At 71.4% G+C, this 13,960-nt stretch carries 9 protein-coding genes; 7 read left to right on the top strand and 2 right to left on the bottom strand.

Going from position 1 to position 13,960, the window contains the following annotated elements; genetic code table 11:
- The first annotated feature begins 42 nt into the window (after positions 1–42).
- Positions 43–1,632 (top strand): glycosyltransferase family 4 protein, encoded by a 1,590-nt coding sequence (locus LUW87_RS06010; RefSeq protein WP_232670189.1) that lies wholly within the window; start codon positions 43–45, stop codon positions 1,630–1,632.
- A gap of 35 nt (positions 1,633–1,667) precedes the next feature.
- Here the strand turns inward: LUW87_RS06010 and metH are convergent, their stop codons facing one another.
- Positions 1,668–5,207 (bottom strand): methionine synthase, encoded by a 3,540-nt coding sequence (metH, locus tag LUW87_RS06005; RefSeq protein ID WP_430300532.1) that lies wholly within the window; start codon positions 5,205–5,207, stop codon positions 1,668–1,670.
- 158 nt (positions 5,208–5,365) lie between these two features.
- Here metH and LUW87_RS06000 point away from each other — a divergent pair, with 158 nt between their 5' ends.
- Together LUW87_RS06000 and LUW87_RS05995 are read left to right on the top strand one after the other, a co-directional pair.
- Positions 5,366–5,908, top strand: coding sequence for a cob(I)yrinic acid a,c-diamide adenosyltransferase (locus LUW87_RS06000; RefSeq protein ID WP_232670187.1), 543 nt, complete (start codon positions 5,366–5,368; stop codon positions 5,906–5,908).
- Positions 5,909–5,939: 31 nt separating this feature from the next.
- Positions 5,940–7,436 (top strand): leucyl aminopeptidase, encoded by a 1,497-nt coding sequence (locus LUW87_RS05995; RefSeq protein WP_232670186.1) that lies wholly within the window; start codon positions 5,940–5,942, stop codon positions 7,434–7,436.
- On the opposite strand, the gene LUW87_RS05990 is transcribed toward LUW87_RS05995, so the two are convergent.
- Entirely contained in the window at positions 7,402–8,259 is an 858-nt protein-coding gene (locus tag LUW87_RS05990) for a hypothetical protein (protein ID WP_232670185.1), read from the bottom strand. The two genes, LUW87_RS05995 and LUW87_RS05990, sit on opposite strands and share 35 nt — an antisense overlap.
- Before the next feature lie 189 nt (positions 8,260–8,448).
- On the opposite strand from LUW87_RS05990, the gene LUW87_RS05985 reads away from it, so the two are divergent.
- The 4 genes from LUW87_RS05985 (at position 8,449) to LUW87_RS05970 (ending at position 13,928) form a co-directional block, all read left to right on the top strand.
- Entirely contained in the window at positions 8,449–9,405 is a 957-nt protein-coding gene (locus tag LUW87_RS05985) for a YihY/virulence factor BrkB family protein (RefSeq protein WP_232670184.1), read from the top strand.
- A 14-nt stretch (positions 9,406–9,419) separates the two neighbouring features.
- On the top strand, positions 9,420–10,217 hold the full coding sequence (locus LUW87_RS05980; protein ID WP_232670183.1) for an SIR2 family NAD-dependent protein deacylase: 798 nt from the start codon (positions 9,420–9,422) through the stop codon (positions 10,215–10,217).
- 74 nt (positions 10,218–10,291) lie between these two features.
- A complete protein-coding gene (gene moeB, locus LUW87_RS05975; protein ID WP_232670181.1) occupies positions 10,292–11,473 on the top strand; it encodes a molybdopterin-synthase adenylyltransferase MoeB in 1,182 nt (393 codons plus the stop codon).
- Between the two features lie 274 nt (positions 11,474–11,747).
- Entirely contained in the window at positions 11,748–13,928 is a 2,181-nt protein-coding gene (locus LUW87_RS05970) for a hypothetical protein (RefSeq protein ID WP_232670179.1), read from the top strand.
- The last annotated feature ends 32 nt before the right edge of the window (positions 13,929–13,960 follow it).

Here is a 13,960-nt window from a genome sequence, read left to right as displayed (position 1 = left end):
GGCGATGGCTGGTCTCGGCGCGTTCACAGTCGGGGTGGCGTCGTGACGGGGAGCGGGTCGCGACGCCGGGTCGCTGTCTACGACGCCTACTGGCCGACCGCCGGTGGAGGCGAGGCGTACGCGGCAGGGGTCGCCGAGGTCCTGAGCCGGGACCACGAGGTCACCCTCCTCGCCCACGACGCCGTCGACACCGGCTGGATGGGAGAGCGGCTCACCGCGGACCTCTCCCGGGTCGCGGTGCAGGTCGTCGACCCGACCGAGCCCCTGGTGGCCACGACGGCCGGCTTCGACCTCCTCGTGAACCTCTCCTATCGGGACCACGGCCGCTGCGGCGCCGCCCGTGGCGTCTACGTCGTGCACTTCCCGGATCAGCCCGGTGGCGAGCTGCGACCGTGGCAACGGGCTCTGGTCCGCAGCGGACGACGGTGGGCTCGGCCTTCGCTGCGCGTCGACGCGGTGCGTGGCCTGCACCGCTCCGATCTGATCAGGTGGCAGGAGGTCCACTGGACGAACGGCCACGGGGTCCTACGGGTGCACGGTCAGGCCGGTGGGGTGGAGCCGATCACCCTGTGGTTCGGGCGCTACGTGCCGGGCGGCCCTGAACGACAGATCGGTGTCCTCGTGGACGGTGAGGTCGTCGCCGAAGGCACCCTGAGCCCCCCGCGGAGCAAGCGCGACCTGATCGACCCGTTCTCCCTCGACATCGTCGTTCCGGGCCGCCCGGGCGGAGCGCTGGTCGAGATCCACAGCGACAGCGACGTCGCTCACGAGGTGCTCGGCAACGGCGACCGGCGCCGGTTGGGTGTGCCGCTGGTGGCCGTGACACGAGGCCACGGGTGGCGTCGACACGTCCTGGGCCGGGCCTCGCTCCTCGCCGCTGACCCGACCGACACCACCTGGCTGGACTCCTACGACCGGATCGTGGCCAACTCGCCGTTCACGCAACGGTGGATCGAGCGATGGTGGGGCCGGACCAGCACGGTGCTCGAACCGCCGGTGCGACTTCGCGAACCGGCGGCCAAGGACCCGATCATCCTCTCGGTGGGTCGCTTCTTCGCTCCCGGCCGCGGCCATGCCAAGAAGCAACGGGAGATGGTCGACGCCTTCGCCCGCCTGGTCCGCACCGGGCTGGCCCCGGGCTGGGAGCTCCACCTGGTCGGGGGCTGCGATCCCCACGACCATGCCTACCTCGACGAGGTGCGAGCTGCCGCAGAGGGGCTGGCGGTCACCATCCACATCGATGCCAGTGGCGCCGAGCTCGACGCGCTCTACCGGAGAGCCTCGGTCTACTGGCACGCGACGGGGTTGGGGGAGGACGTCGACGCCGACCCCGTCCGCGCCGAGCACTTCGGCATCACCACCGTCGAGGCCATGTCGGCGGGTGCGGTGCCGGTCGTCATGGCGGCGGGCGGTCAACCCGACATCGTCCGCGACGGTCACGACGGCTTCGTGTTCCGCGACCTCGACGGGCTGGTCGCCGTGACCGCGCAGCTCGTGGGCGACCCCGACCTCCGCCGGGAGATGTCCCGGGCCGCCATCGCCCGCGCCCAGGAGTTCGGCTTCGAACGCTTCGCCGAGCGCGTGCAGGCGCTGGTGGCACCGTTGCTCGAACCCGAGGCCTCCGACCGATAGCGGTCGGCAGTGGGCGCGGCCGCTGACCAGCCCGGTCAGCGGGCCACGAAGTACTTGGCGCGGGGGTGATGGCAGATGATGGCCGACGTCGTCTGTTCGGGCTGGAACTGGAAGCCGGTCTCCTCACCGACCTCGATGCCCACCCGGCCGGCGTCGAGCAGGCGCCCCACGGTCTCGTTGTCCTCGAGGTCCGGGCAGGCGGGGTAGCCCCACGAGTAGCGGCCCCCTCGGTACTGCTGGCGGAACAGACCGGCCAGCGACGGCCCGTCCTCGTCGGCGAAGCCCCACTCCTCCCGGATGCGCCGGTGCCAGTACTCGGCGAGGGCCTCGGCCATCTCGACCCCGAGGCCGTGCACCAGCAGGTACTCCTGGTAGCGGTCCTCGGCGAAGAGCCGGGCGGTCACGTCGCTGACCCGCTGGCCCATCGTCACGATGTGGAAGGCGGCGTAGTCGACCTCACCGGAGTCGACCGGGCGGAAGAAGTCGGCGATGCACAGGAACGGGGCCTTGTTCTGGCGCGGGTAGTGGAAGCGGGCCAACTCCTCGGTACGGGACTCGTCGCTCCACACGACCAGATCGTCGCCGTCGCCGTTGGCGGCGAAGTACCCGTAGACCACCTGGGGGACGAGCATGTCGGCGGCCTTGGCCTCGGCCAGCTGGGAGCGCAGGGTCGACCGGACCCGGGCCTTGAACTCCTCGTCGGTCTCGGTGCTCCCGTCGGCCGTCGACTCCGGACGGAAGCCCCACTGGTTGCGGAAGAGGGCGGTCTCGTTGACGTAGTCGACGATGTCGTCGAGGGGGATGCCCTTCACGACCTTGGTGCCCAGGAACGGGGGCCGGAACACCGGGTTGTCGGTCTCGACGTCGGGGGAGCGAGCCGGGAGCACCACCGGCTCGGCCGGGTCGGCGGTGGTCGTGCTGCGACGAGCCGGGACGGTGCTCTCGCTCGGGACCCGGCCCCAGTCGGCGTCGTCGTCACCGCCCTTCTTGATGTCGGCGATGCGGTCCATGACCCGCAGACCCTCGAAGGCGTCCTTGCCGTAGAAGAGCCGGCCCTCGTACACCTCGCGCAGGTCCCGCTCGACGTAGCTGCGGGTGAGGGCGGCCCCGCCGAGCAGCACCGGGATCTCGGCCAGGCCCCGGGCGTTGAGCTCCTCGAGGTTCTCGCGCATGATCAGGGTGGACTTCACGAGCAGGCCGCTCATGCCGATCGCGTCGGCCTTCACCTCCTGGACCTTCTCGATCATCTCGGCGATCGAGATCTTGATGCCGAGGTTGACCACCTCGTAGCCGTTGTTGGTGAGGATGATGTCGACCAGGTTCTTGCCGATGTCGTGCACGTCGCCCTTGACGGTCGCCAGCACGATGCGGCCCTTGCCGCCGGAGTCGTCCTTCTCCATGTGCGGCTCGAGGTAGGCGACGGCCGTCTTCATCGTCTCGGCGGACTGCAGCACGAAGGGGAGCTGCATCTCGCCGGTGGCGAAGAGCTCACCGACCACCTTCATCCCGGCCAGCAGCACGTCGTTGATGATCGCCAACGGCGCGAGGCCCTTGGCCATGGCGGCGTCGAGGTCGTCCTCGAGCCCCTCTCGCTCGCCGTCGATGATGCGCTGGCTCAGCAGCTGCTCCACGGACCAGTCGGTGCGGTCCTCGCGCACGACCTCGCTGGTCTGGACGTCGGCGAAGGTGTCGAGCAGCGCTGTGAGGGGGTCGTAGTCGTCGCGACGGCGGTCGTAGATGAGGTCGAGGCAGCCCTCTCGCTGCTCGTTGGGGATCTTGTTGAGCGGCATGATGCGCGCCGCGTGGACGATCGCCGAGTCGAGGCCGGCCTGCACGCACTCGTGCAGGAAGACCGAGTTCAGGACGTGGCGGGCAGCCGGCTTCAGGCCGAACGACACGTTGGACACGCCGAGGGTGGTGTAGACACCCGGCAGCTCGGACTTGATGCGCCGGATGGCCTCGATCGTGGCCATGGCGTCGCCGCGCAGGTCGTTGTCGCCGGTGGACAACGGGAACGTGAGGGCGTCGAAGATCAGGTCGCTCGACTCCAGCCCGTAGCGGTCCACCGCGAGGTCGTGGATCTGGTGGGCGACCCGCATCTTCCACTCGACGTCACGGGCCTGGCCCTCCTCGTCGATGAGCAGGCAGATCACCGCTGCGCCGTACTCCTTGGCCAGCTTCATGACCTTGTCGAAGCGGCTGCCCTCGGCGTCGCCGTCCTCGAGGTTGGCCGAGTTGAGGATCGCCCGTCCGCCCAGCCACTGCAGGCCGGCCTCGAGCACCTGGGCCTCGGTGGAGTCGAGGACCAGCGGGACGCTGGCCTGGGTGGCGAGCAACTTGGCCAGCTCGTCCATGTCCGCCGTGCCGTCGCGCCCGACGTAGTCGACGCACAGGTCGAGGACGTGGGCGCCCTCCTTGACCTGGTCCTTGGCCATCTGCACGCAGGTGTCGAGGTCGCCCTCGAGCAACGACTCGCGGAACTTCTTGGAGCCGTTGGCGTTCGTTCGCTCGCCGATGATCATGAACGAGGTGTCCTGCTCGAAGGGCACCAGGGAGTAGATCGACGTCGCCCCGGCCTCGTGCTGCGGGGAGCGTGGTGCGACCTCCAGGTCGCGGCAGCGCTCGACCACGGCGGCGAGGTGCTCGGGTGTCGTGCCGCAGCAGCCGCCGATGACGTTGACGCCGAGCTCGGTGACGAAGCGGGCATGGTGCTCGGCCAGCTGGGCGGGGGTCAGGTCGTAGTGCATCTCGCCGTCGACCACGCTGGGCAGGCCGGCGTTGGGGATGCACGAGATCGGGACGCGGGCGTGGGCGGCCAGGTGGCGTAGGTGCTCGCCCATCTCCACCGGCCCGGTGGCGCAGTTGATGCCGATCACGTCGGGGCGCAGCGGGTCGATGGCGGCCAGGGCGGCGGCGATCTCGGTGCCGGGCAGCATGCGCCCGGTGAGCTCCATGGTGACCTGGACCTGAAGGGGGACCTCCCGGCCGATCGATCGCATGGCCCGGCGGGCGCCGTTCATGGCCGCCTTCACCGAGAGCAGGTCGAAGAACGTCTCGATGATGAGCAGGTCGGCGCCACCCTCGATGAGGCCGTGGGCCTGGACCTCGTACTCGTCGCGCATCTCGGCGTAGCGCACCTGGCCCAGCGAGGGGAACTTGGTGCCGGGGCCGATGGAGCCGGCCACCCACCGGGGGCGATCCGGGGTGGCGTACGACGAGGCGACGTCCTTGGCGACGCGGGCGGCGGCCACGTTGAGCTCGTGGGCCCGCTCCGCGATGCCGTACTCGGCCAGGGTGAGGCCGAGGCTGCCGAAGCTGTCGGTCTCGATCACCTCGCACCCCACCTCCAGGTAGCTGGCGTGGAGATCGGCGACGAACTCCGGACGCGTCACCACGAGGAGCTCGTTGCACCCCTCCAGGTCCGGACCCCCGAAGTCGTCGGCCGTGAGCCCGGCGGACTGGATGCCGGTGCCCATGGCACCGTCGTAGACGACCACTCGCTGGCGGGCGGCGTCGAGGAAGGAACTGCTCATCTCGTGGGTACTCCTGGCGCGTCGAAGACGGATCTCCATCATCGCCGGAGCCGGGGCGAACACGCCCTCCCCATCAGGACAGCTCGAGGCAGCGGCCCACGCTAGCAGCGGTGCTCCGGAACGGTGCGAGTCCCGCCGAGCCCTTCCGAGACGAGGCCCGAGCCCGGGTCGGCACCGCCGGGTCGGTAGTGTCGGCGAACGTGAAGATCTACACGCGCACCGGCGACGACGGAACCACCGGCCTGCTCTACGGAGGGCGGGTGCCCAAGGACTCGGCGGCGCCGACGGCCTACGGCACCGTCGACGAGCTGCAGGCATCGCTGGGGGTGGCCCGAGCCGAGACCGACGACGGAGAGCTCACCGGCCTCCTCATCGGCATCCAGCGCGACCTCTGGGTGCTCATGGCCGAGCTGGCCACCGACCCCGCCAAGCGGGACCGGCTGGTCGAGGGCCAGACCCTCGTCACCGACGACATGGTGAGCCGGCTCGAGAGCCTGATCGACGAGATCAGCGAGCGCTTCGAGCCACCCACCGAGTTCGTGGTGCCCGGAGAGACCCGTGTGGCCGCATCGGTCGACGTGGCCCGAACCGTCGCCCGCCGCGCCGAGCGTGACGCGCTGGCCGCCGCGGTGCCGGGGAGCTCGGTCGTGCCCTACCTCAACCGGCTGTCCGACCTGTTGTGGACCATCGCCCGATGGGAGGAGGGCACCTCGGTGCCCACCCGCTCCGTCGAGCCGTCCTGACCCGCCCCTCACCGTCGCTCCAGGAGCCCCCATGCCACCCGTGATCGAGGTCAGCCGCGACGTGCCCGAGGGGCTCGACCTGCTCGCCGTCGCCGTCACCACCGAGGGCGCCGAGGAACCGCGACTGGGCGAGGACGAGCTGCCCGCCACCTTGCTGGCGGCCCAGGGGTTCACCGGGGCGGCGGACCAGGTGGCCCTGGTGCCGGGGTCGGAGTCGGGCCCGCCTCGGGTCGTGGTCGGCGTCGGGCCGGCGGCCGAGGTCGACGCCGACCGCCTCCGCCGGGCGGCCGCCCAGGCCGTGCGCGCTGGTCGTCGGGTCGGCTCACTCGGCCTCCGCCTCCTCGAGGTGCTCGACGCCGACGTCACCGCTGGGCAACGGGCGCAGGCCGCCCGCGCCGTCGCCGAAGGTGCCGGCCTCGGCGCCTACCGCTTCGTGGACTTCCGCTCCGAGCCCACCCCCGAGGTCCTCGAGCGGGTGGTGGTGATCGGCAAGGGTGGGGCCAAGACCGCGGCAGCGGTCGAACTGGGGGCTCGCATCGCCGAGGCCCAGTGCCTGGCCCGTGACCTGGTGAACACCCCCGGGGGCACCCTCACCCCGGCGATGCTGGCCGAGGTCGCCGTCGAGATCGCCGAGCGCGAGGACCTCAAGGTCACCGTCCTCGGCCCCGACGAGATCGCCGAGGCAGGGCTGGGAGGGCTGCTGGGCGTGAACCGGGGGTCGAACCAGGAGCCACGGTTCGTGGAGCTCGCCTACGAACCCGAGCGACCCCGGGGCACCCTCGCCATCGTCGGCAAGGGCATCACCTTCGACTCCGGTGGGCTGTCCATCAAGTCGGGCGAAGGCATGATGACCATGAAGATGGACATGGGCGGCGCCGCCGCGGTGATCGGGGCCTTCTCCGCCCTGCGGGCGGTGGCACCACGTTGTCGCGTCCTCGGGTACCTGCCCATGACCGACAACATGACCGGCGGCGACGCCACCCGCCCCGGCGACGTGCTCACCATCCGCAACGGCACCACGGTCGAGGTGCTCAACACCGACGCCGAGGGCCGCCTGATCCTGGCCGACGCCCTGTGCCTGGCCAGTGAGAGCGAGCCCGATGCGATCGTCGACCTGGCCACCCTCACGGGGGCCGTGGAGGTGGCGCTGGGCAACCGGATCGCCGGCGTGCTGGGCAACGACGAGGTGTGGCTCGATCAGGTCGAGGCCGCGGCCGGGGGAGCAGGCGAGCGCATCTGGCCGTTGCCCCTTCCCGCCGACTACCGCTCTCGGCTCGAGTCGACCGTGGCCGATCTGCGCAACATCTCGACCACCAAGGACGGCGGCACCATCACCGCGTCGCTGTTCCTCGCCGAGTTCGTGGCCGACGGGATCCCCTGGGCGCACATCGACATCGCCGGAACCGCATGGTGGGGCGACGGTGACGACGGCGAGTGGAGCAAGGGCGGCACCGGTTACGGGGTGCGCACGCTCCTGGAGCTGGCCCGCACCTTCACGCCGCCTCGTCGCCGCCGGTCCCGGGGCTGATCCCGCTCGACCCGCCGTCTGCCGAGGACCGGGGCGGGACGGTCCTCGGCAGCGGGGGTCGCGGCGACCGTGACCCGGGGGTGGGGTCGTCGGTCGGCGCCGACCGGGGTGCAGGGGGCGCCGGCGGTGCGGCGACGCGGGTGGAGAGGTTCTCGGCGCGGGCCATCGCGGCGCGAGCGACCGCGGTGGCCGGCTCGCGGCTCGGCGCCGGGGGAGCCGCCCCGTCGACGTCGCTCGACGATCGGGCCCAACGCACGGCGTCGAACGCCACCGCAGGGTGGAACCGCCAGGCGTGGAGTTGGCGCTCGCACGCCTCGGGTGACTCGCCCAACTCGAGCAACGACAGGGCCAACCGGCGGGCCCGCTGGCGCATCTGCTCGACGGCGGGCACTTCGGAGGGGCGGGCCACCCACTCGGCGTGCTCGGCCTGCAGCCAGTCGGGGAGGCGTTCGACCTGGGAGCGGTTGAGCGGAGCCAGCCGCCGGCGCACCGAGAGGTGGTCGTGGCCGAACATCCGGGCGGCGCCGAAGCGACAGCACCGTTCGACGGTCTTGAGGATCGGGGCGTTGCGGCCACCGCGCATCCCGACCCCCAGGCAGCGGGCGGTGTCGCCCAGATCGAGGCGGAAGCCGTCGGGCTCGGCGTCGAGGCGGTCGGCCACTCGGCGCAGGAGCCACACGGTCGAGGGGCCGAGGACCGGCAGCCAGAAGCGCTCGACGTACGGCGCTCTCGGGTCCACACCGAGCTCGTCGACCAGGGGGTCGGCCCACGGTTCGACGGTGAGGACGGGCAGTGGTGACTCGGCATCGATCATGTGGGGCACGTCGCCTCCTTCGTGAGAGCGCCGCGGTGTCCAGCCCGCGGCGACCTCGAAATGCATGTCGGTGCGTTCCGAGGATTTCGGTGAACGTCAATGTTCCAGATGGTTCTTGGTGTGTCAAGGGGGATCGAAATGCACCGAGATGTCTCTTCCGGCGGGCAACGGGGTCCATCGGTGGGGTAGACGCGAGGCATGTCATCGCCACCGGCCGCCGCCTCCGCCCGGACCCCCGACCGCGCCGACGCCCGTGCCGGGGCGGACCCCGGTCCGGCGGACGAGCGATCGGCCCCGGCCTCGACGGGACCGGAGGAGTCCACGGACTGGCGCTCGGTGGCCATGCGGGTGAAGGGCAGGGTCCGAGACGACAACGTCGTGCTCCTGGCGGCCGGCGTCGCCTTCTTCGGGCTGTTCGCCGTCTTTCCGGCGCTCGTCGCCCTGGTCAGCATCTACGGGCTCGTGTCGGATCCAAGCGATGTGGCCCGCCAGGTGGAGAACCTGGCCGCGGGCCTCCCCGAGGCGAGCAAGGAGTTCCTCGACGACCAGCTGAACCGCATCGTCGAGACGTCACCCACCGGCCTCGGTGTGGCCCTGGTCGTGTCCCTCGTCGTGGCCCTCTGGTCGGCGTCGAGCGGCATCGGCCACCTCACCAAGGCGGTCCGGGCGGCGTACGGCGAGGCCCCGCGCACCTTCGTGCAGGCTCGGCTCCGCGCCCTGGGGATGGCCGTCGGCGCCGTGGTCCTGCTGGCGGTGCTGTTCGGTGTCCTCACGGTCGTGCCCCCGCTGGTCCGGGAGGCGAGCGACGTGCTGGGCTCGGTCGTGGCCTGGCTGCGATGGCCGCTCGTCGCCCTGGTGTTCCTGGCCGCCATGGCGGTGCTCTACCGGATCGCCCCGGCGGCCGAGGATGCCCGCTGGCGCTGGTTCAGCCCTGGGTCCCTCGTGGCCACCGCCATCTGGTTGCTGGGCTCGGCGGGCCTTGCGCTCTACGCCTCGCGGGTCGCCGACCTCGAGGCCACCTACGGGACGATGGGCTCCGTGCTCGTGCTCATGCTGTGGCTGCTGCTCAGCGCCCTGGCGGTCATCGTCGGCGCCATGGTCGATGCCGACGTCGAGCACATCGCCCCCCGATCCGAGGAGGACGCGGCCGGTTGAGGCAGGCTCGAGCCATGGACCCGGTCGACCCCGCTGCCCTCGCCGCCGCACGCGCGGTCCTCGACGGTGCCCGACGCGTCGCCGTGCTCACCGGCGCCGGCATCAGCACCGACTCGGGCATCCCGGACTTCAGGGGGCCCAACGGCATCTGGACGCGTGACCCCGCCGCCGAGAAGCGATCGACCATCGATCACTACCTCTCGGATACGACGGTGCGGGAGGCGGCCTGGCGCATCCGCCTCGAGTCCGAGATGTGGGCGGCCGAGCCCAACGCCGGACACCACGCCGTCGCGGATCTGGCTCGCCAGGGTCGCCTGCACACGCTGGTCACCCAGAACATCGACGGCCTGCACTCGGCGGCGGGGCTCTCCGCCGACCACGTGGTCGAGGTGCACGGCACCGTGCACGCCGTCGAATGCCTCGGTTGCGGCGACCGGGGGCCCATGGGTCCCGTGCTCGAACGGGTGCGCCAGGGGGAGCCCGACCCGCCCTGCGCGGCCTGCGGGGGGATCCTCAAGTCGGCGACGATCATGTTCGGCCAGGCTCTCGTGCCCGCCGATCTGGCCCGGGCCGAGCGCGCCGCCATCGAGGCCGACGTGCTGGTGGCGGTGGGCACCAGCCTGAATGTCTATCCGGTGGCGGGCATGGTGCCGCTGGCCCTCGAGCTCGGACGCCCCGTGGTGATCGTGAACGCCGAACCCACCCCGTTCGACGATGCCGTCACGGTGGTGGTCAGGGGCTCGGCGAGCGACGTGCTCCCGCTGCTCTTCGCCCCCCGCTCCGACGGGGGTAGCGAAATGTCGACCAACTAGGTAGGGTTTTGCTTCCACCGGATCCGTCGGTCGTCGTCGCCCCTGACACGACCCCCCCTGCGAAGGCGATGTCGATGCCCACCTTCCGAGACCTCCTCACCGCCACCAAGGCCCAGATCCGCGAGATCACCCCGGCCGAGGCGGACACCCGGCGCGACACCGAACCCGAGACCGTCTTCCTCGACGTGCGCGAGCCCGACGAGTTCGAGCAGGGCGCCATCCCCGGGGCGGTGTTCATCCCCCGCGGGCACCTCGAGGCCCAGGTCGAGAGCCGGATCCCCGGCCGTGAGACCCCCGTGGTCGTCTTCTGCGCCGGTGGGGTGCGGTCGGCGTTCGCAGCCAAGACGCTGTCCGAGCTCGGCTACACCGACGTGGTGTCGATGTCGGGCGGGTTCAACCAGTGGAAGGACCAGGACCGGCCCTGGTCCGCTCCCCGCACCCTCACCCCAGAGCAGCGCAACCGCTACCAACGCCACCTGCTGCTGCCCGAGGTCGGCGAAGAGGGCCAGCTGCAGCTGCTCGACGCCAAGGTGCTGCTCCTCGGCGCCGGAGGCCTCGGTGCGCCGTCCGCGCTGTACCTGGCCGCCGCCGGGGTGGGCACCATCGGCATCATCGACATGGACGTCGTCGACGAGTCCAACCTCCAGCGCCAGATCATCCACAACCTCGATCGGGTGGGCATGCGCAAGGTCGACTCCGCGCGCGAGACGATCGAGAAGCTCAACCCCGACGTCAAGGTCGAGACCCACGACACGCGCCTCGACGCGTCGAACGTGGTGGAGCTGTTGAGCCAGTACGACCTGGTGGTCGACGGGGCCGACAATTTCCCCAGCCGCTACCTGCTCAACGACGCCTCGCTCAAGACCGGCACCCCGGTGGTGCACGGCTCGATCTTCCGCTTCGAGGGGCAGGCCACGGTCTTCAAGCCCCACGACGGGCCGTGCTACCGCTGCTTCCTGCCGGTGCCCCCGCCGCCGGAGCTGGCCCCCTCGTGCTCGGTGGCCGGCGTGCTCGGCGTGCTGCCCGGCATCATCGGCTCCATCCAGGCCATGGAGGCCATCAAGCTTCTCCTCGGCCTCGGCGAGTCCCTCTCCGGGCGGCTGCTGGCCTACGACAGCACGGACCAGTCGTTCATGAACTACAAGATCCGTCGGGACCCGAACTGCCCGGCGTGCTCGATCGATCCCGACGACCTCGTCATCGCCGAGTACGACCAGTTCTGCACCCCGCACCCGGTGCCGGCCGCCGTCGGCTGACCGCGGAGCTGAGGCGGTGGTCATGGCGGCCTCGGGCCGTCGGCGGCCGCCGACGACTGTCGACGATGCGACCGCTTCCTCAAGGTCGGACCGCTGACGCCCGATGAGCAATGGGCTGGGCCTCCGCCTCTGGCGTGCGCACGGTTGCTAGCTTGGCGCCGGGCGGAGACCCGGCGTCGCGCGCGCCGTCACCCTCGAGGTCTGCATGCCAACTCCGAAGAGTCCGCAACGAGCGAACCCCACGCACCTCTCTTCGACCCGCCGAGCGTGGCGGGTGTCGACGATCTCGCTGGCGCTGGTCGCCTCGTTCGTGCTGAGCGCGTGCGTCCCGCTGCTCTCGCCGTCGACTTCGGGCCGGACCTACGGCCAGGGTCCGATCGACGCCGTCTGGGCGGCCGCCGACGCCCATGCCAAGTGCTCCGGGCTCACGTCGGCCGAGCTCGCCGCCATGATGATGGTGCCCACCTACCCGGAGACCGGCGGGCCCGTCCCGTCCCCCATGACGCTCGGGCGCTGGGACAACGTCAACGTGTGGTCGCTCAACTCGAACCTCTTCGCGTTCGGGCAGACCAGCGGGCCCTACGTCGGGGCCTTCTTCACGGCCGGGGTGGGGATGTGGCAGTTCGACTCGGCCGGCGGGTGGAACCTCACGGCGGCCGACGCCATCGACTCGGTGAAGGCCGCCCAACAGGCGGCCACCACGATCGCCTTCCGCTACTGCAACCCGCCCTCGTCGGTGGCCGACCAGGATGCGGCTCGCCGGGCGTACGCCTGGGGACCGTGGTACGGCTGCAGCTCGTGGTCTGGTTGGGACTGCGAGGCCCTGTACCAGGACCTGTACGAGTCCGAGATGCTCGATGTCAGCGTCGACGACCGGGTGGGTCGCTACGGGGGCATGGAGCAGCGCACCTGCGACATCTCGGGCCTCGGCACGGCGCTGACCTGCTGGTACGTCGACCCGGCGCGGGCCCAGGGGTCCACCGGATGGCGCTACGGCTCGTACGACCCGGCCAAGCCGGGAGGCGTCACGCCACTGCCCGAGCCGTTCTACGTGGTGTCCCACAACGGTCGCGAGTACCGCTACTGGTTGCCCGTCGACACCGGCTACGACACCGGGATCACCGCCCACAAGTCGATCACGGGGAACGCACGGACGTCGCTGACCTGGGTGCGGTCGGCACCGTTGTGCGACCGCACCCTCGGTCGGGGGAGTTGCGGCAACAGCGTCCCGTTCGGCAGCTTCGACGCCGCCAGGTCGCCGGGACCCAACCAGGTCCGGGTCCAGGGGTGGGCGATCGACCGGGACACGCAGTCCGGCATCCCCGTGCACGTCTACATCGGCTCCTCGGGCCACGCCATCACGGCGAACAAGCCGCGCGCCGACGTCGCCGGCGCCTACCCCGGCACGGGCGACCGGCGCGGCTTCGACGCCGTCCTGCCGGCCCCGGTGGGGACCCATGACGTGTGCGCCTACGCCATCGATGTCGGTGGCTCGAGCAACGTGCTGCTGGGCTGTCGGTCGGTGACCGTGCTGGGCCCGCCGCGAGGCAGCCTCGACGTCGTCACCGGCCGTCCCGGGTCGTTGAGGGCCGCGGGTTGGATGAGCGTCGAGGGCGACCTCTCCGCCCAGGCCGTGATCCGTGTCAACGGCGTCGAGCGGGCCCGGTTCACGCCGTCGTTGACCCGTTCCGACGTGCAGGCATCGGTGCCCGGTGCGGGCGCCACGGCGGGCTTCTCGGTGCAGATCCCGTCCGAGGGGGGCACCCACCGGGTGTGCCTGAGCTCGGTGGGGGCACCGCCGGAGGCGCTCGGATGCCGCACCGTCACCCTCCCGACGGGGCCGCCGTTCGGCTCGTTGGATGTCGTGCGCCCCGTCTCGGGGGGTGTGGAGGTCGCGGGCTGGGCGATCGATCCTGACACGAGCGCAGCGATCGACGTCCACGTCTACGCCGGGTCCACCGGCGTGGCTGTGCGAGCCGATCGGACCCGTGGCGACGTCGGCGCCGCCTTCCCCCTCTACGGCTCGCAGCACGGCTACTCGGCGCGGATCGAGACCGGAGCAGGGCCCACCACGGTGTGCGCCTACGCCATCAACGTCGGGGGAGGGAGCAACGTCTCCCTCGGCTGCCGGACGGTGACGGTCGTCGGGGGCTCCCCGTTCGGCTCCCTCGACGTGGTTCGCCGCACCGCCTCGGGGATCGCCGTCGCCGGTTGGGCCATCGACCCCGACACGACCGGAGCCGCCGACGTGCACGTCTACGTCGGCGGGGCCGGCTACGCGCTGCGAGCCGATCGTCCGCGCCCCGACGTCGGAGCGGCCTTCCCCGGCTACGGCGATGCCCACGGCTACGCGGGCACGCTCCCGGCCCCGGGCTCGGCGGTGCCGGTGTGTGTGTACGCGATCAACGTCGCCGGAGGTGGTGGCAACGTCCTGCTCGGCTGTCGGACGGTGTGAGTTCCGCAGGGCCGGTGGCGTAGTGGGGCGAT

The sequence above is a fragment of the Rhabdothermincola salaria genome (assembly GCF_021246445.1).
Classification (GTDB): domain Bacteria; phylum Actinomycetota; class Acidimicrobiia; order Acidimicrobiales; family Acidimicrobilacustridaceae; genus Rhabdothermincola_A; species Rhabdothermincola_A salaria.
Note: the sequence above shows the minus strand (reverse complement) of the source record. Positions and strands in the feature narration are given on the sequence as shown.